This is a genomic window from Sanguibacter sp. TS_SC_8 (genome assembly GCF_055361235.1).
Genome location: NZ_CM143955.1, coordinates 1209523 through 1226806, shown reverse-complemented (window position 1 = coordinate 1226806; position 17284 = coordinate 1209523). Strand labels below are relative to the sequence as shown.

Sequence of the window (17284 nt, the reverse complement as noted above, 5' to 3'; positions counted from 1 at the left end):
TCCAGCGACGGGTAGACACGGGCGCCTCACTCTCCATACGGCGCCGCGGCCGTCCCATCCCCTCAAGTCAGGAATCGTCGACATTTTGAAGGTACCGCGCGGATGTCGAGAATTCGCAACATCTTCCTTCCGAGTCAGGTCAGTCGGGGATGTCAAGGCGAAGCGTGAGCACGTTCGGCGTCGCCGACAGTCCCGCCCGTCCGGAGCGCCGCCGGTACCGGTCGCCGGTGGATCACACCAGTCGAGCGAGATCCCGGCGGACGTAGCGCAGGTGCGCCCACTCCTCCTCCAGGATCACGCGGATGCAGTCACCGACGCTGGGACGCCAGTCACCGCCGCCCCACGGGCCCTCACGTTCCTCCGCGAGCAGCTCCGAAGTGGCAGTGGCCAAGAAGTCGGTCACCATCCTCTGTCGCTCGGCCCGCACCGCGAGAATCTCCTCGTAGGTCGGTGGGTCCACGCGGAAGATCGACATGTCGAAGCCCATCTCGTCGGCACCAGTGAAGATCTGGCCGATCTCGTGGAAAGGCTGCCGCATCCCCAGGATCCCGCCCCGGAGCCAGGCGTCGGTCGCCAGGATGAGGTGCCGCAAGGTCTGGGACAGGGACCACTCGTCCTCGACGTGGGCGTCCACCCGGGACGGCGGTGTGCCCGCCACCGTCACCTGCCACGCGGACTGCACAGCGACCCACCCCTCGCGCAGGCCCTCGGGCATCTGCGCCTTCTGCAGCTCGCGGCCCGGGAACTGCCGATTGAGCTCGGCGTCCACGAACGGCACCACGTCGACTCCATTGACGATGAGGGTGCCGAAGAACAGGTCGTGGCTGTCGATGTCGAGTCCGTCCACATCGACGCCACGCATCGTCACACCGCTGACATCGGAGAATCGCAGGGTGGCCCCCTTGAAGCTCGCCTTGACGAAGGTCGCGCCTTCGAACTCCTTCGTGCCGGAGTAGGTCGTCATGGCTCCATCATCACCATGTCGGGACAGTCCTGCTCGATATGACGTCAACCTCCGTGAGGCCGCGTCGGAATGGCGCGAGCACATCGGCATCATGTGAGCGAGTGGCAGACGCGGCACGAGCTGCTGGTCTAGACGATGGGGCGACGAAGCCGCAGTCTCCACGCACGAGTTGGACGTCCGTACACGCTGGTCGTCCCCGCATCTGGTCGGAAGCCTGCGGTGCGGTGCACCCGCACTGCTGCCAGCCGTTCGTCCTCGAACTCATTGACCGCCTCGATCGCAGTCGTGCTCTCCTGGATCGCCGCGAGGAGAACCGCGAGGAACTCACGTCCGAGTCCTTGACCACGAACCGACGGAATGACGTTGAGACCGATCGAGGCCACGCCATCCTCGACGAGGTAGTGCACGTGCCCGAGCGTCACGCCCGTGACGCCGTCCTCAACGAAGTAGTAGCCGTGCTCTCCCCGGGGCAGACGGAGCCGATCCTCGAAAGCGTCCCACTGCGACTCGGGCCACTCGATGCATCCGGTACTCCGGTTGTACCCTGGATGCGCCAGATCCCAGCCTGCGTTGTAGGACATGAACGCAGGGTCCGCGAGCCACGCCTGCCTCGTTGCGAAGTCTTGGCGAGCGGGAATGCGGAGCGACAGCATGAACTCGCTCACAGCCGCATCACGCGACCTGCGGGCGATCCACCGCGGGGTCCGTGACCAGCGCAGGGGGGAACGTGGGCCATCGCGTCAGACTACCGGCCTCCCCTGCCCGCGCCGCCAGCCCCTGTCTCCGACGTCCAGATCATGACCGAACCACCAAAGCCGGAGCACCCCCACAGGCGAGTCAGTAGGGGATCCCGAGACTGACCGGCCCGGCCTCACTGGGACCGCCGCATTGCGCACTGCCACCCACCCGCCGCCAGTCGAGCACAACATCCTGTTCGACGAGCACGTGACCTGCTGAGGACAACGCGCGAAGCGTGAGCGCTTCCGGCGTCGCCGACTCCAACGAAACCTGCCAGTACGATCCATCAACACGTGAGGTGGCAAAGGGCACCGAGCCAGCAGTGGGAGTCGGAGGAGTCGACACGCCACACACGCCGTCGGCACACAGCTCGACAACCGCGACGTCGCCTGCATTTCCCTCTAGATGAATGCGGACCGGGGCGTTGATCCACCCGATCGCGGGGCAGACCACGTCGGTAGAACACCCCGCCGTCATGCCCACGAGCAGCGAAGCAACGAGGCCGGATCGGCGGATTCTTCCCATGCCAGCCGACCGTAGCAGCCGCCGTCAGCCAGCGCCCGAACGGAGCGTCACCAGAAGACAGAGACGGCGTGCCCTGAGTGTTCACACCGCCGTCGCCCGGGTGGCTAGGCTGGCTGGATGGCGACAGTTCTTCTCGTGCGGCACGGCCGCACCACAGCAAATACCGCCGGGCTGCTGGCCGGTCGGGCCGTCGGCGTCAGCCTGGACCAGATCGGGCACGACCAGGCGGCTCTCACCGGAGACCGGCTCGCGGCCGTTCCCCTGGTCGCGGTGGTGTCGAGCCCCCTTGAGCGGTGTCAGCAGACCGCCCAGTACATCCTCGATCGCCAGGCGGGCACGCCGTCCGCGCCGGTCGATCCCCATCTCACCGAGTGCGACTACGGCCAGTGGCAGGGCCGCACGCTCTCCGAGCTCGCGACCGAGGATCTGTGGCCGCTGGTCCAGTCGCAACCCTCTGCCGTCGTCTTTCCCGACGGTGAATCCATGGCCGCGATGCAGGCTCGGTCGGTGGCAGCGATTCGCCGCCACGATGCAGCCTTCGAAGCCGAGCACGGGCCGGAGGCCGTGTGGGTTGCGGTCAGCCATGGCGACATCATCAAGTCGATACTCGCCGACGCGCTCGGCATGCACCTCGACCTGTTCCAGCGCATCACCGTCGGCCCCGCATCCGTCTCGGTCGTCCGCTACGGCGCGAGCCGGCCGAGCGTCCACGCGACCAACACCGACGCGGGTGATCTTTCGTGGCTGTCGAAGGGCGTCCACTCCGGCGATGCGCCCGTGGGCGGCGGCGCTGGGCACTAGGCGCCGTCAACCACCGGCGCCTAGGATACTGACATGCCTCCACGCGTTCACGAGTTTGACTGGCCTGATCGGGCCGTCGTCGGCACCATCGGCCTTCCGGGGGCGCGCACGTTCTACCTCCAGGTGCGCTCAGGGACACAGGTGGTGAGCATCGCCCTCGAGAAGCAGCAGTCGGCTCTGCTCGCTGAGAAGATCGACGAGATCCTCGACCAGCTCTTCACCGTCGAGGGCAACCCCTTCAGCATTCCCACGAGCACACCCCCTGAGCTTGTCGACAACGACCAGCTCGATGCCGTTCAGGAACATTTCCGCACCGGCGCCATGAGCCTGGGCTGGGACCCGACCACGGCCCAGATCGTCATAGAGGCCTACCCCATCACGGACATCGATGCCGATGACATCGATCAGATGCCTGATGAGGACGTCGCTCACGAGACCGAGATGCTGCTGGTGCGGATGCCGGTCGGCACCGCCCGTGCATTCGCACGGCGCACGCGTGAGATCGTGGGCGCCGGGCGCCCGGCGTGCCCGTTCTGCGGCTACCCCATCGACCCTGACGGGCATGTCTGCACCCCTCCTGAGGACTGATGTCGGCGACGGACCTCGTGACCGCCGAGCTGACGATCACCGGCCGCATCAGGACGGCTTCCAACGCGACATTCCTCGGCACCATCGGCGACGCGAGCGTCGTCTACAAGCCCATAGCCGGCGAAAGCCCGCTGTGGGACTTCCCCGACGGCCCCCTGGCGCACCGGGAGGTGGCCGCCTACGTGGTCTCCCAGGCCCTCGGCTGGGGCGTGGTACCGCGCACCTGGCTGCGCGACGGTCCCCTGGGCGAAGGAATGGTCCAGCTCTGGCAGGAGCAGGACCCCGGCCACAGCGCCGTCGACCTGGTCGCGACGGACCACGTGCCGACGGTGGGCTGGAAACACGTTCTCGAGGGACGAGACGAGAACGGACACCTGGTCACCCTCGTTCACGAGGACTCACCAGCGCTCAGGCGCATGGCCGTGTTCGACGTGGTCGTCAACAACGCCGACCGCAAAGGTGACCACATCCTTGCCATGCCGGACGGCCACCGGCACGGCGTGGACCACGGGCTCACCTTCCACCGTGACCACAAGCTGCGCACGGTCCTGTGGGGATGGCTGGGCGACGCCCTGACCGCCGAGGAACGCGACGGCATCGAACGTGTCAGCGAAGGTCTCCACGGTGACCTGGGAAGAGACCTGGCGGACCTGCTCAGCACCCAAGAGATCGCAGCGCTCGCTGCCCGCTGCTCCAGGTTGCGCTCGGCGGGCCGGTTCCCGGCTCCCGCCGGTGAGATGCCGGCGGTTCCCTGGCCGCTGTTCTGAGAGAGGCGCGGCTGCGGGCGTCGCCAGGTCGTGCGACGGTGAGGTCTAGACGTTAAAGCGGAACTCCACCACGTCGCCGTCGTGCATGACGTAGTCCTTGCCCTCGATGCGGGCCTTGCCGCCCGCGCGGGCGGCGGCGACGGAGCCGGCCTCGATGAGGTCGTCGAAGGAGATGACCTCGGCCTTGATGAAGCCGCGCTCGAAGTCGGTGTGGATGACTCCGGCGGCCTGCGGGGCGGTCCAGCCCTTGTGGATGGTCCAGGCGCGCGTCTCCTTGGGCCCAGCCGTGAGGTAGGTCTGCAGGCCGAGGGTGTCGAAGCCGACGCGGGCGAGCTGGCTGAGGCCGGGCTCGGCCTGGCCGGAGTCGGCGAGCATCTCGGCGGCCTCGTCGGGCTCGAGCTCGATGAGCTCGGACTCGAACTTCGCGTCGAGGAAGATCGCCTGGGCGGGGGCGACGAACGCGCGCAGCTCGGCCTGGAAGGCCTCGTCTGCCAGGCCGGCGTCGTCGGTGTTGAAGACGTAGATGAACGGCTTGGCTGTCATGAGCTGCAGCGTCGCGAGCTGCTCCAGGTCGAGCTTGGCCTTGGCCGCACCCGAGAACAGCGTGGTGCCGGCCTCGAGGAGCGTCTGGGCTCCCTGGGCGGCGGCGAGCAGGGCGGGGTCGCCGCGCTTGATCTTCACGTCCTTCTCCAGGCGCGGGATCGTCTTCTCCAAGGTCTGGAGGTCCGCGAGGATGAGCTCGGTGTTGACCGTCTCGATGTCGTCCTTGGGCGAGACCTTGCCGTCGACGTGCACCACGTCGGGGTCGGCGAAGGCGCGCGTGACCTGGCAGATCGCCTCGGCCTCACGGATGTTGGCGAGGAACTTGTTGCCCAGCCCCTCCCCCTCGCTGGCCCCGCGGACGATGCCCGCGATGTCGACGAAGGACACCGTCGCCGGCAGGATCCGCTCGGAACCGAAGACCTCCGCGAGCTGCGCCAGGCGCGCGTCGGGCAGCGGGACCACGCCGACGTTGGGCTCGATCGTGGCGAACGGGTAGTTCGCCGCGAGAACCTGCGCGCGGGTGAGTGCGTTGAAAAGGGTCGACTTGCCGACGTTGGGCAGTCCAGCGATACCAATAGTGAGAGCCACGGGATGAGAGTCTACGTGCCCCGCGGCGCCCCGGTCAGCCCGCGGCGCCGACCTGCGGGGCGTCGAGCGCGCGCAGCAGCGGCCGGTAGTGGTCGACGACGGCGGTGCGGAACCGCTCGACGTCCCCGTCCTCCGCGGCGCGGAGCATGTCGCCGTGCGCGCACACGGTGAGCTCGAGGTCCGTCGGCAGACCTAGTCCCAGCCTGGGCAGGACGCCGGAGTACACGTCCCAGAAGGCGGTGACGAGCTGTCCCACGAGAGAGTTGTCGATCCGGGAGAGCAGCTCGGCGTGGAAGAGACGGTCCTGGACGGGGAAGGTCTCGCCCTGCATCTGCAGGCTCGCCATCTCTTCCACGAGTCGGTGCAGCGTCTCGTTCTTCGTCCCCTGCAGAGAGGAGACGATCCGGTCCGCCATCGCCAGGTCGAGGGCCTGACGCACCTCTACGACCTCACGCAGCGCGTGCAGGTCGCCGCCGGGGCTGAGCACCCCGCGGAAGATCAGGGACTCCACGAGGGCGTCGAGGGACATGTGACCCACGAAGGTCCCGTGACCGTGCCGCACCTCGACGATGTCCAGCGTGGCCAGGGTCTTGATGGCCTCGCGGATGCTCGTCCGGGACACGCCGAGGAGCTCGCAGAGCTCGATCTCGGTCGGCAGTCCGTCCCCGGGCCGGAGGTGTCGAGCCACGATCAGGTCTCTGATCTGCGTACTCGTCGAAGACATGCCTGTCCGGGAGGCTCGCTGCGCCGTAGCTTGCGGGCCGGGGGCCGGGATGTTCGCGGACATCTGTGACCGTTCTGTTATGGACACGTTGTTGCTCCAGGTGGCGGACTCATCGTACTGTGTGGACTATAGATACGACATCATACGTCGTATGTACTCAGACAGTGGAAGAGGTCTTACATGCGTAACTCACTGACGAGCACGACCGCGCCCTTCCCCCGAGGGCTTGCGATCGGTGCAGCCGTCCTCGCCTCGACCCTCCTCCTGGGAGCATGTGGCGGGTCCAGTCCCGCACCGCAGGGCGGCGCCACCGAGTCGGTCGACCCCGACTCCATCGACCCCGAAGCGATCATCAACGCAGGCATCTCCTATCCGCTGGGGTCCGGCTTCGACCCGATGATCACGACCGGCGCGGTCACCGTCGCCGCCAACTGGCACACGATGGAGGGGCTCACCGAGCTCGACCCCGTCACCCGTGAGGTCTACCCGGCACTGGGGGCAGAGCTGCCCATCCAGGTCGACGACACGCACTACCAGGTCGACATCCGCGAGGGCGCCGTCTTCCACGACGGCTCACCGGTCACCACCGACGACGTCGTCTTCAGCTTCGAGCGTGTGCTCGATCCCGCCAATGCGTCCCTCTACGCCGGCTTCATCACCTTCATCGACACCGTCACCGCAGTGGATGAGGACACCGTCGAGATCGCTCTGAAGTTCCCGTTCAGCCTGGTCGACGAGCGTCTCTCGGTGGTCAAGATCGTCCCCGAGGCCGTCGTGACCGCTGACTACGAGGCCTTCAACGCCCTGCCGGTGGGCACCGGCCCCTACCAGATCACCTCGGCCGTGGCCGACGACAAGATCACCTTCGACCGCTTCGACGACTACACCGGCTCCCGACCCGCGCAGGCGGCCGGCATGAGCTGGAGCCTGCTCTCCGACTCTGCCGCCCGCGTGACCGCGATGACCTCCGGGACCGTCGACGCGATCGAGTCCGTGCCCTACATCGACGTGTCCTCGCTGGCCAACCAGGTCGACGTGGAGTCGGTGCAGTCCTTCGGTCTGCTGTTCATGATGTTCAACACCCAGAAGGCGCCGTTCGACGACGTCCGCGTCCGCCAGGCGTTCTTCTACGCGCTGGACATGGACAAGATCATCGACACCGGTCTGCTCGGCAACGCCGAGGCGGCCTCCGGGTTCCTGCCGACCTCGCACCCGAACTACTCCGAGGCCTCCACGGTCTACACGTACGACCCCGCAAAGGCCAAGGAGCTCCTCGCCGAGGCCGGCGTGAGCAACCTCGCGATCACGCTCACCACGACCGACACCGACTGGGTCGCGGACATCGCGCCCCTCATCAAGGAGGACCTCGACGCGATCGGTGTGGACGTCACCCTCGACATCGGTCAGTCGGGCGGCCAGTACTCCAAGGTCGACAACGGTGACCTCGACGTCATGGTCGCCCCCGGCGACCCCTCGGTGTTCGGCAACGACCCCGACCTGCTGATGCGCTGGTGGTACGGGGACAACGTCTGGTCCCAGAGCCGCTACAGGTGGAGCGAGACGCCTGAGTTCGCCAACCTGACGACCATCCTCGACGAGGCCGTCCGCACCACCGGCGACGACCAGCAGGCACTGTGGGACGACGCGTTCGACGTCGTCTCCGACGAGGTCCCGCTCTACCCGCTGCTGCACCGCCAGCTGCCGACCGCGTGGAGCTCGGACTCCCTGGCCGGGTTCGCCCCGATCCCGCTCACCGGACTGTCGTTCCTCGACGTCGGCGTGATCAAGGAATAGCACCCCGGACGGCGGGCCCACCATCCCTGGTGGGCCCGCCGTCAGGGCCCGGCATCAGCAATGACGCAGCCGGGTCACCACCCCCCGAAGAAGGAGGCCAGAGCGTGATCGCTCTGCTACGACTGACCGGACGGCGCCTGCTCGCCCTGCCGTTCATGGTCCTGGGAATCACGTTGCTTGTCTTCGTGGTCATGCAGTTCTCGAAGGTCGACCCGTCGATCACCGCACTCGGTGAAGGCGCCTCGCTCGAGGCCCGCGAGGCATACAACCAGGCCAACGGATACAACGACCCACTCTTCGTCCGCTACTGGGACTTCCTCGTCGGACTGTTCCAGGGTGACCTCGGCACCTACAGCGCGCGCCACCAACCCGTCGGCGAGGCCGTCGCCAACGCGTTCCCGCTCACCCTGCAGCTGACCTTCATCGGCCTCGTCCTCGCCGTCGTGATCGCCCTCGTCTTCGGTGTGCTCGCCGCGGTGTACCGCGACCGGTGGTTCGACCAGGTCGTCCGGGTGTTCTCGATCGCCTCCGTCGCGACGCCGTCCTTCTGGCTCGCCGTCCTGCTCATCCAGGCCTTCACCCTCGGGCTCGGGTGGTTGCCCGCCAGCGGCAACCTGCCCACCTTCTCCGAGGACCCCACCGAGTACCTGCGCAGGATGGTGCTGCCCGCAGTCGCCCTCGCGATCCCGGTCGCCGGCTCGCTCACCCGCGTGGTGCGCACCGCGACCGTGGAAGAGCTGGACAAGGACTACGTCCGCACCGCGATCGGCGCCGGCATCCCCAAGCTCGAGGTGATCGGCCGCAACGTCCTGCGCAACGCGCTGATCACCCCGATCACCGTGCTCGGCCTGCGGGTCGGGTACCTCATCGGCGGCGCCGTCGTCATCGAGATCATCTTCGCGCTGCCCGGCATGGGCACGCTCATCCTCAACGGCGTGACCAACAACGAGCCGAACCTCGTGCAGGGCGTGACCCTCTGCGTCGCCCTCGCCTTCGTCGTCGTCAACATCGCGGTCGACATGCTCTACCTCCTCGTCAACCCCCGAATCAGGACGGTGTGACCATGCGACGCACACTCACCGAGCGGCTGAGCGTCCCCGGACGACGCTTCGGAGCGCTCTCGCTCAGCGCCAAGATCTCTCTCGTCTTCGTCATCCTGGTCGTCCTCGCGGCGATCTTCGCCCCGGTCGTGGCGACCCACGACCCCCTCGCCAGCGGCACGCCCGTGCAGCCCCCGAGCGGGGAGAACTGGTTCGGCACCGACCGCCAGGGTCGTGACATCTTCTCCCGGGTGATCTACGGCGCCCGGTACTCCCTCCTCATCGGGCTCGGGGCCACCGCGTGCGCCCTGCTGGCCGCCGCCGTCCTGGGGTCGATCGCGGCCACCGCGAGCAAGCACGTCGCCGAGGTCCTCATGCGGGTGCTCGACGTCGTCATGTCCTTCCCGGGGATCGCCCTCGCCGCCGTCTTCGTCGCCGTCTTCGGACGCTCGCTGCCGGTGCTCATCTTCACGATCGCCTTCCTCTACGTCCCCCAGCTGACCCGGGTGATCCGGGCCAACGTCCTCTCCCAGTACGGCGAGGACTACGTCGCTGCGGCGACGGTCATGGGCGCCCGGACCCCCGGCATCCTCTTCAAGCACGTCGCCCGCAACTGCCTCGCGCCGGTCATGGTCTTCACCACCGTGCTCGTCGCCGACGCGATCGTCTTCGAGGCGTCCCTGTCCTTCATCCAGGCCGGCGTCCCCGACCCCGAGCCGTCCTGGGGCAACATCATCGCCGCGGGCCGTGACCTGGTCATGGGCGGCTACTGGTGGGCGACCCTCTTCCCCGGTCTCGCGATCATGCTCACCGTCCTCTGCCTGAACATCCTCTCCGAGGGACTCACCGACGCCCTCGTGGCCCCCTCCGCCGTACCAGCCCCGAAGGCCGCGACGCTCGTCGCTGCCGAGGCCGCTGCGGCAGCGGACACCGACATCGTCGACCTGGCCGAGGCCGGCGCCCTCGTCGTCGAGGACAGCGAGCCGGCCGTGGCCGCAGCCGAACCCCCCGTGCCGCTCACCACGCGCCTGGCCTCGCTGCGGGCCGCCGAGCTCAGCCGATCTGACCGTCTCCAGGCAGACAGCTCCGTCCCGCCGCTGCTCGAGGTCGACAACCTGACGATCCGCTTCCCGCGGCGCCACGGCGACATCGACGTCATCGACCACGTGAGCTTCTCCGTGCGACCGGGCGAGACCATGGCACTGGTCGGCGAGTCCGGCTGTGGCAAGTCGATCACCAGCCTGGCCATCATGGGCCTGCTCGACCCGTCCGCGCAGATCACCGGCGAGATCCGGTACGACGGAACCGACCTGCTCACGCTCAACCCGAAGGCCCGCAACGCCCTGCGCGGTCACGAGCTCGCCATGATCTACCAGGATGCGCTGAGCTCCCTCAACCCCTCGATGCTCATCCGCACCCAGCTCCGCCAGCTCATCAAGCGAGGTGGCACACGCACCGCTGAGGAGCTCCTCGAGCTCGTCGGCCTCGACCCGGCCCGCACCCTCAAGAGCTACCCGCACGAGCTCTCCGGCGGCCAGCGCCAGCGCGTGCTCATCGCGATGGCACTCACCCGCGACCCCAAGCTCGTCATCGCCGACGAGCCGACCACCGCCCTCGACGTGACGGTGCAGGCTCAGGTGATCGACCTGCTCAACGAGCTCCGCGAGAAGCTCGGCTTCGCCCTGGTCTTCGTCAGCCACGACCTGGCGCTCGTCGCCGAGGTCGCCCACCGGATCACGGTCATGTACGCCGGCCAGGTCGTCGAGCAGGCCACCACCGCCGAGCTGCTCACCAACCCGGTCCACGAGTACACCCGCGGGCTGCTCGGCTCGGTGCTCTCGATCGAGTCCGGCGTCGGACGGCTGCACCAGGTCCCCGGGGCGGTCCCCTCCCCCCGGGACTTCCCCACCGGAGACCGGTTCGCCCCGCGCTCGGGCGTCCCCGGCCGCGCCCACGACGTGCGTCCGGTCATGCGCACCCTCCCCGGCACCGACCACGTCTACGCCGCCCAGCCCGATGACACGGTGCCCCCGCACGCCCTCGTCACCACCGAAGGAGGAGTCCGATGACCGCACAGACCACGGCCGCGCAGGTGGCCGATGCGCCCCCGGTGATCGAGCTCCGCGACATCCACGTGTCTTTCAAGGCACGCACCGGCACGCTGTTCCGGGCTGACGTCGTCAAGGCCGTCAACGGCGTCTCCCTCGTCGTGCGACGCGGGGAGACCCTGGGCATCGTCGGGGAGTCCGGCTGCGGGAAGTCCACCACCGCCAAGGTCCTGCTGGGACTGCAGCAGCCCACCTCGGGCGAGGTGCTGTTCCGCGGGGAGGCGATCGCCCACCGCAACGCCGCCGCGCGCAAGCGGATCGGCCGGGTGGTCTCGGCCGTGTTCCAGGACCCCTCGACGGCGCTCAACTCGCGCATGGTCGTCCGCGACGCGCTGCGTGACCCGCTGGACGTGCACGGGATCGGGACCTCGCGAAGCCGCCAGGAGCGGGTGCGCTCGCTCGTCGACATGGTTGGCCTGCCCGCATCCGCCCTCGACATGCTCCCGTCCCAGCTCTCGGGGGGCCAGCGCCAGCGGGTGGCGATCGCCCGAGCCCTCGCCCTCGAACCCGACATGATCGTCGCCGACGAGCCGACCTCGGCCCTGGACGTGTCCGTGCGGGCGCAGATCCTCAACCTGCTCCTCGACCTCAAGAGCGAGCTGGGACTGAGCCTGGTGTTCATCTCCCACGACATCCAGACCGTCCACTACATCTCCGACCGGATCGCCGTCATGCACGGCGGCCTCATCGTCGAAGAAGGGCCCGCCGACCACATCATGGCGAACCCCGCACACCCCTACACCCGCAAGCTTCTCGGCGCAGCACCCTCGCTGCTCCATCCAGAGCTCGCCACCAAGAACCGGAGTGCACAGTGAGCAACCCCACCTTCCACGGCGTCATCCCGCCCGTCGTCACACCGCTCAACGCGGACGGCAGCATCGACCACGCCTCCTACGAGCGTCTGCTGGAGAAGCTCATCACGGCGGGGGTGCACGGAGTCTTCATCCTCGGGTCCAGCGGAGAGGTCGCCTACCTCGGCGACGCGGCACGCAAGGAGGTCATGGAGACGGCAGTCCGCGTCGTCGCCGGCCGGGTGCCGGTCATGGCCGGCGTCATCGACATCTCCACGAACCGCGTCATCGACGAGATCCGCGTGGCCGAGGCCGCCGGGGTCGACGCGGTCGTGGCCACCGCCCCGCTGTACATCCGCACCTCCCTGCCCGAGATCGAGACGCACTTCCGCGAGATCGCGGCAGCCACCGCGCTCCCGGTCTTCGCCTACGACGTCCCCGTGTGCGTCCAGGTCAAGCTCGACCTGGACATGCTCGTGCGTCTGGGGTCCGAGGGGCTCATCGCCGGGGTCAAGGACTCCTCGGGCGACGACGTCGGATTCCGCCGTCTCGTGGCCGCGAACCGGTCCGCGGGCTCGCCCATGGTGCTGTTCACCGGGCACGAGGTCGTCGTCGACGGCATGCTGCTGCTCGGCGCCGACGGCGTCGTGCCGGGTCTGGGCAACGTCGACCCGGACGGCTACGTGCGGATGTGGGACCTCGCCCAGGCCGGGAAGTGGGAGGACGTGCGGGACGAGCAGGACCGTCTTGCCGCGCTCTTCGAGATCGTGTTCCAGGCGACCGGCCTCTCCGGGGGTGCGGGCGGCGTCGGCTCCTTCAAGACCTCGCTCAACCTCATGGGCGTCATCGCGCACAACCGCATGTCCACTCCCGCCGGTGCCTTCGTCGGCGAGAACGTCACGAAGGTGGCCGCCGTGCTGACGTCCTCCGGGATCGCGCTGGCATGAGCGTCGTCGGCGTCGACCTCGGCGGCACCAAGACGTCCGCTGCCCTCGTCGGCGTCGACGGCCGGGTGGGGACGGTGCACACCGTCCCCACCCCGGCCCGGTCCGGCCCCGGCACCATCCTCGACACCGTGGCGCGCCTCGTCGAGGCTGTCCTCGACGAGACGGTCCCCGACACCCAAGGCCGAGCACCGCGCCCCCCGCTCGCCGCCGTCGGGATCGGGACGGCCGGCACGGTCGACGCCGTCCGCGGAACCATCGTCTCGGCGACGGACGTGCTGCCCGGATGGGCCGGCACCGACGTCGCTGCTGGCCTGCGGGCCCGCCTGGTCGCGAGCCCGCTCGTGGCTGCCTCCCCCGACCTCCAGGTCGCCGTCGAGAACGACGTCGACGCGCACGCCGCCGGGGAGGCGTGGCTCGGGGCCGCGGCCGGCACCCGGATCGCGCTCATGGTCGCCGTGGGCACCGGGGTGGGCGGTGCCGTCGTGCTCGGCGGGGTGCCCCTGCGCGGCGCCCACCACCTCGCCGGCGAGATGGGCCACATGCCGATCCCGGGCGCTGAAGGACTGACCTGCGGCTGCGGACGCACCGGGCACCTGGAGGCGATCGGCTCCGGCCCCGCGCTGCACCGCTACTACCTGCGCCTGGGCGGCGACCCTGCGGTCGTGGACGCCCGTGGCGTGGTCGCCCTGGCGACCGACGCCGACCCTCTCGCCGCACGCGCGGTCACCGACTCCGCCACCTGTGTCGGCCGGGCGATCGCCGCGATCTGCACGGTCCTGGACCCGGAGGTCGTGGTCGTCGGCGGCGGCCTGGCCGAGGCCGGGCCGCTGTGGTGGTCCCCCATGCTGCAAGCCCTGCGCGACGACGTGATCACCCCCCTCGCCGACCTGCCCGTGCTGCCCGCGTCGCTGGGCTCCCGCGCCGCGATCGTGGGAGCGGCCGGCGCCGCGCACCGCGCCCTGGGCCGCCCGCTCACCCCACCATCCAAGGACACCCCATGAATCCCCTCCTCCAGACGTTGCAGGGCCGGCTCGTCGTCTCGTGCCAGGCCTACCCGGGCGAAGCCATGAACGACCCGGGCACCCTCGCCCAGATCGCCCGGGCCGTCGTCCAGGGCGGCGCCGCGGGGGTCCGGGCCCAAGGCCTTGACAGCATCCGCCTCATCGCCGCCCAGGTCACGGTGCCGGTGATCGGCCTGTGGAAGGACGGTGAGGACGACGTCTTCATCACCCCGACCGCTGCCCACGCCGTCGCCGTCGCCCGGGCGGGCGCCCAGATCGTCGCCCTCGACGGCACCCGGCGCGCCCGTCCGGACGGGCTCACCCTCGCCCAGACGATCGCCGTGCTGCGGGAGCAGAGCGACGCTCTCGTCATGGCCGACTGCGGCTCCCTCGACGACGCCCTGGCCGCTCAGGACGCGGGCGCCGACATCCTGGGAACCACCCTCGCCGGCTACTCCGGTGAACGCCCCATGACCGTCGGGCCCGACCTCGACCTGATCTCCCAGGTCGTCGCCGCCTGCACGCTCCCGGTCATGGTCGAGGGCCGCGTGCACACCCCCGCTCAGGCGCAGGACGCCATGGCCCGGGGTGCCTTCGCCGTGTGCGTGGGCACCGCCATCACCCATCCCACGACCATCACCGGCTGGTTCGAGGCGGCAGTGCGTGCCGGCTCGGGCCACCACGCCACGTCCCGAGAGGCCACCCAGTGAACACCCCGCACACCCCCGCCCCGCACGACCTGCCCGGACACCTGCCCGGACACCTCATGGAACGCGAGATCGATGAGCAGCCCGAGGTCATGGCCCGGCTGCTCGCCGCGACGGAGGACTTCGCGGCCGTCGCCGCCGCGATCCGCGCGCGCGCCCCGCACACGGTCATGATCGTGGCCCGAGGGTCGAGCGACCACGCCGCCCTCTACCTGAAGTACCTCGTCGAGGTCCGCCTCGGTCTGCCCACCGGGCTGTGCTCGCCGTCCTCGACGACCCTCTACGGCTCCGCACCGTTCACCCCGGGCACCCTCGTGCTGGGGATCAGCCAGAGCGGCGGCTCTCCCGACCTCGTGGCGACCCTGGCCGCGGCGAAGGACCGTGGCTCGCTCACCCTCGCGCTGACCAACGACGCCGCGTCACCGCTGGCCACCATGGCCGAGATGCACCTGCCCCTGCTCGCCGGCACCGAGCGCTCGGTCGCGGCGACCAAGACGTACACGGCCGAGCTCATGGCCGCAGCGCTGCTCGTCGACGCCCTCGCCCCGGCGTCCCCGGGCTCCGTCTTCACCACGGCGGATCTCCTCGAGGTGCCGCAGGCAGCCGCGGCGATGCTCAGCGTACGGTCCCAGGTGGCCCACATCATCGAGACGGTGCCTGCGCTGAGCGAGAGCGGCCAGCTGCTCTTCACCGCCCGCGGCTACGGTCACGCGACCGCCCGTGAGGGAGCGCTCAAGGTCATGGAGACCTGCTACGTCCCGTCCCTGGCGTTCAGCGCCGCCGACCTGCTGCACGGTCCTTTCGCGATGCTCAGCCCCACCACCGCGACCGTGGCGTTGCTCGCCTCCGGCGCACCCACGGACCCGATGGCCGAGGTCGTCGACTGGATCGTCGCGTCCGGGTCGCCGACCATCACCTACGGCCCCGGCGCCCCCCGCCCCGGTGTCCTGGCGCACGTCGTCAGCCCGCACACGCTCCCCGCGGCCCTCGCACCGATCGTGGACGTCGTCGCCGTGCAGTACCTCGCGCTCGAGCTCTCCCGGCGCCTCGGGCTGGACGCCGACTCGCCCCGCGCGCTGCTCAAGGTGACCAGCACGCTGTAGGTCGCGGGGTGCCGGGCGGACGGGCGGACGGGAACCGACCGATAGAGTCTGGCGGTGACTGTACGACCGACCACCAGGGACCGCACCACCTCGCCGAGCACCCGGGCACCCCGCGCACCCCGGCCGCCCCGCGCGCCCCTCGGCTCCACGCCCGTCGTCGTCGGGATGATCGCGCTGGTCTCCCTCGGCGCCTTGGAGGCCCTCGCCGTCTCGACCGCGATGCCGGTGATCGCCGAGGCCCTCGACGGTCTCTCGCTCTTCGCACCGGCCTTCGCGATCACCCTGGCCACCTCGGTCATGGGGATGGTCCTGGCCGGGCGGTCCACCGACCGCGGCGGCGTCGGGCCGGCGCTGCTGGGCGGCGTCGGGGTCTTCGTGGCAGGGCTGCTGCTCGCAGGGCTCGCGCCCTCGATGGGTGTGCTCATCGCCGGGCGGGCGCTGCAGGGACTGGGGTCCGGTGCCTACATCGTCGCGCTCTACGTCGTGGTCGCCCGTACCTTCGCCGGGAACGCCCGCGCCCGGGTGCTCGCGATGTTCTCCGCGGCGTGGGTCATCCCGTCCCTGGTGGGCCCGCTCGTGGCCGGGGTCGTCGTCGAGCACGCCGGCTGGCGATGGGTGTTCCTCTCGGTGGCGGTCCTCGCCGTCCCGGCCACGGCGCTGCTCGTCTCCGCGGTGCGCACCACGCGCGCGCCCGCTGCGCACGCCCCGCCCGCACAGCCCGCCGCTCTCGACCTGCCCGCCCAGCCCGCTCTGCCCGCCCAGCCTGCCCTGCCCGCCCTGCCCGACGACGCGGCCGGGCCCCGGCCGGCCGGTGCCGGTCGGCTGTGGTGGGCCGGGGCCGCGAGCGCCGGCGTCGCGCTCATGTCGCTCGGATCCCCGGACGACCGTGCCGGGTACCTCATGACCGCTGCGGGGGCAGCCGCTGTGCTGCTGAGCGGGCCGCGGCTGCTGCCGCGGGGGACGCTGCGGGCGGCGCGCGGGCTGCCCACGGTGATCGCGCTGCGCGGCCTGATCGCGGCCGCGTTCTTCGCAGCCGAGGTGTACCTGCCGCTCATCCTCCAGCACGACCGCGGGTTCAGCCCGGCGCGCTCAGGCATCATCCTCACCGCCGCAGCGATCACCTGGTCGCTTGGCTCGATCGTGCGCAGCCGGTTGCCCTGGACCAACCTCGCCTTCCTGCGGGCGGGGACGGCGCTGGTCGCCGCCGGGATCCTCGTGGTGTCCCTGCTCGTCCTGCCCGGGGTCTCCCCCGCGCTCGCGATCGGCGGCTGGGCGCTGGCCGGTCTGGGCATCGGGATGGTCTACCCGACCCTCGCGCTCCTCGTCTTCGACCTCTCCCCTCCCCGCTCCCAAGGGGCGAACACCTCCGCCCTCCAGGTCTCCGATGCACTGACCAGCGCCTTCGTCCTGGCGGTGGTGGGGACGGCGACCACGTGGCTGGTCGGTGCGCACGGCACGAGCGGGTATCTGGGCGGCTTCGCGCTCACCGCGGCGCTCGCCCTGACCGCGGTCGCCATCAGCGGGCGGATCACCGTGGTGGAGCGGTGAGATCGGC

General features: G+C 70.0%; 16 protein-coding genes. 12 read left to right on the top strand and 4 right to left on the bottom strand.

The genetic code is table 11. The features are described from left to right. Window positions 1–232 precede the first annotated feature (232 nt). Both ACWA15_RS05395 and ACWA15_RS05390 read right to left on the bottom strand, forming a co-directional pair. Window positions 233–964, bottom strand: coding sequence for a DinB family protein (locus tag ACWA15_RS05395; protein WP_464058414.1), 732 nt, complete (start codon window positions 962–964; stop codon window positions 233–235). Window positions 965–1092: 128 nt separating this feature from the next. After that, window positions 1093–1617: a GNAT family N-acetyltransferase gene (locus ACWA15_RS05390; protein ID WP_464059419.1), complete on the bottom strand. Its 525-nt coding sequence runs from the start codon at window positions 1615–1617 to the stop codon at window positions 1093–1095. 727 nt (window positions 1618–2344) lie between these two features. On the opposite strand from ACWA15_RS05390, the gene ACWA15_RS05385 reads away from it, so the two are divergent. Genes ACWA15_RS05385 through ACWA15_RS05375 form a run of 3 tightly spaced genes read left to right on the top strand, consistent with a single transcriptional unit; the run spans window position 2345 to window position 4383 of the window. After that, window positions 2345–3028, top strand: coding sequence for a histidine phosphatase family protein (locus ACWA15_RS05385; protein ID WP_464058413.1), 684 nt, complete (start codon window positions 2345–2347; stop codon window positions 3026–3028). Window positions 3029–3061: 33 nt separating this feature from the next. After that, window positions 3062–3616, top strand: coding sequence for a DUF3090 domain-containing protein (locus tag ACWA15_RS05380; RefSeq protein ID WP_464058412.1), 555 nt, complete (start codon window positions 3062–3064; stop codon window positions 3614–3616). Beyond that, complete coding sequence (locus ACWA15_RS05375) at window positions 3616–4383, top strand: SCO1664 family protein (protein ID WP_464058411.1); 768 nt, start codon at window positions 3616–3618, stop codon at window positions 4381–4383. Before ACWA15_RS05380 ends, ACWA15_RS05375 begins: the two co-directional genes overlap by 1 nt. 45 nt (window positions 4384–4428) lie before the next feature. Here ACWA15_RS05375 and ychF read toward each other — a convergent pair whose 3' ends face one another. Further along, the gene (gene ychF, locus ACWA15_RS05370) at window positions 4429–5514 is read right to left on the bottom strand and encodes a redox-regulated ATPase YchF (protein WP_464058410.1); all 1086 of its coding nucleotides are present in this window, start codon (window positions 5512–5514) and stop codon (window positions 4429–4431) included. Between the two features lie 34 nt (window positions 5515–5548). Next, window positions 5549–6238 (bottom strand): FadR/GntR family transcriptional regulator, encoded by a 690-nt coding sequence (locus ACWA15_RS05365; RefSeq protein ID WP_464058409.1) that lies wholly within the window; start codon window positions 6236–6238, stop codon window positions 5549–5551. Window positions 6239–6418: 180 nt separating this feature from the next. On the opposite strand from ACWA15_RS05365, the gene ACWA15_RS05360 reads away from it, so the two are divergent. The 9 genes from ACWA15_RS05360 (at window position 6419) to ACWA15_RS05320 (ending at window position 17277) form a co-directional block, all read left to right on the top strand. Further along, window positions 6419–8032: an ABC transporter substrate-binding protein gene (locus tag ACWA15_RS05360; protein WP_464058408.1), complete on the top strand. Its 1614-nt coding sequence runs from the start codon at window positions 6419–6421 to the stop codon at window positions 8030–8032. Window positions 8033–8136: 104 nt separating this feature from the next. After that, on the top strand, window positions 8137–9093 hold the full coding sequence (locus ACWA15_RS05355; RefSeq protein WP_464058407.1) for an ABC transporter permease: 957 nt from the start codon (window positions 8137–8139) through the stop codon (window positions 9091–9093). Window positions 9094–9095: 2 nt separating this feature from the next. Further along, window positions 9096–11141 carry a dipeptide/oligopeptide/nickel ABC transporter permease/ATP-binding protein gene (locus ACWA15_RS05350; RefSeq protein ID WP_464058406.1) on the top strand — a complete coding sequence of 682 codons (2046 nt, stop codon included), beginning with the start codon at window positions 9096–9098 and terminating at the stop codon, window positions 11139–11141. After that, entirely contained in the window at window positions 11138–11995 is an 858-nt protein-coding gene (locus ACWA15_RS05345) for an ATP-binding cassette domain-containing protein (protein WP_464058405.1), read from the top strand. The genes ACWA15_RS05350 and ACWA15_RS05345 overlap by 4 nt, the downstream gene beginning before the upstream one ends. Further along, window positions 11992–12918: a dihydrodipicolinate synthase family protein gene (locus ACWA15_RS05340; RefSeq protein WP_464058404.1), complete on the top strand. Its 927-nt coding sequence runs from the start codon at window positions 11992–11994 to the stop codon at window positions 12916–12918. Before ACWA15_RS05345 ends, ACWA15_RS05340 begins: the two co-directional genes overlap by 4 nt. Next, the gene (locus ACWA15_RS05335) at window positions 12915–13919 is read left to right on the top strand and encodes an ROK family protein (protein WP_464058403.1); all 1005 of its coding nucleotides are present in this window, start codon (window positions 12915–12917) and stop codon (window positions 13917–13919) included. Before ACWA15_RS05340 ends, ACWA15_RS05335 begins: the two co-directional genes overlap by 4 nt. Next, window positions 13916–14629, top strand: coding sequence for an N-acetylmannosamine-6-phosphate 2-epimerase (locus tag ACWA15_RS05330; RefSeq protein ID WP_464058402.1), 714 nt, complete (start codon window positions 13916–13918; stop codon window positions 14627–14629). The genes ACWA15_RS05335 and ACWA15_RS05330 overlap by 4 nt, the downstream gene beginning before the upstream one ends. Then, entirely contained in the window at window positions 14626–15729 is a 1104-nt protein-coding gene (locus tag ACWA15_RS05325; protein ID WP_464058401.1) for an SIS domain-containing protein, read from the top strand. Before ACWA15_RS05330 ends, ACWA15_RS05325 begins: the two co-directional genes overlap by 4 nt. Window positions 15730–15783: 54 nt before the next feature. After that, window positions 15784–17277, top strand: a complete 1494-nt coding sequence (locus ACWA15_RS05320) for an MFS transporter (protein WP_464058400.1) — start codon at window positions 15784–15786, stop codon at window positions 17275–17277. Window positions 17278–17284: the final 7 nt, after the last annotated feature.

Bases quoted from the DNA above. Each gene is read 5' to 3' on its own strand.
- ACWA15_RS05395 (WP_464058414.1), bottom strand. From the start codon at position 964: ATGACGACCTACTCCGGCACGAAGGAGTTCGAAGGCGCGACCTTCGTC.
- ACWA15_RS05390 (WP_464059419.1), bottom strand. From the start codon at position 1,617: ATGCTGTCGCTCCGCATTCCCGCTCGCCAAGACTTCGCAACGAGGCAG.
- ACWA15_RS05385 (WP_464058413.1), top strand. From the start codon at position 2,345: ATGGCGACAGTTCTTCTCGTGCGGCACGGCCGCACCACAGCAAATACC.
- ACWA15_RS05380 (WP_464058412.1), top strand. From the start codon at position 3,062: ATGCCTCCACGCGTTCACGAGTTTGACTGGCCTGATCGGGCCGTCGTC.
- ACWA15_RS05375 (WP_464058411.1), top strand. From the start codon at position 3,616: ATGTCGGCGACGGACCTCGTGACCGCCGAGCTGACGATCACCGGCCGC.
- ACWA15_RS05365 (WP_464058409.1), bottom strand. From the start codon at position 6,238: ATGTCTTCGACGAGTACGCAGATCAGAGACCTGATCGTGGCTCGACAC.
- ACWA15_RS05360 (WP_464058408.1), top strand. From the start codon at position 6,419: ATGCGTAACTCACTGACGAGCACGACCGCGCCCTTCCCCCGAGGGCTT.
- ACWA15_RS05350 (WP_464058406.1), top strand. From the start codon at position 9,096: ATGCGACGCACACTCACCGAGCGGCTGAGCGTCCCCGGACGACGCTTC.
- ACWA15_RS05345 (WP_464058405.1), top strand. From the start codon at position 11,138: ATGACCGCACAGACCACGGCCGCGCAGGTGGCCGATGCGCCCCCGGTG.
- ACWA15_RS05335 (WP_464058403.1), top strand. From the start codon at position 12,915: ATGAGCGTCGTCGGCGTCGACCTCGGCGGCACCAAGACGTCCGCTGCC.
- ACWA15_RS05330 (WP_464058402.1), top strand. From the start codon at position 13,916: ATGAATCCCCTCCTCCAGACGTTGCAGGGCCGGCTCGTCGTCTCGTGC.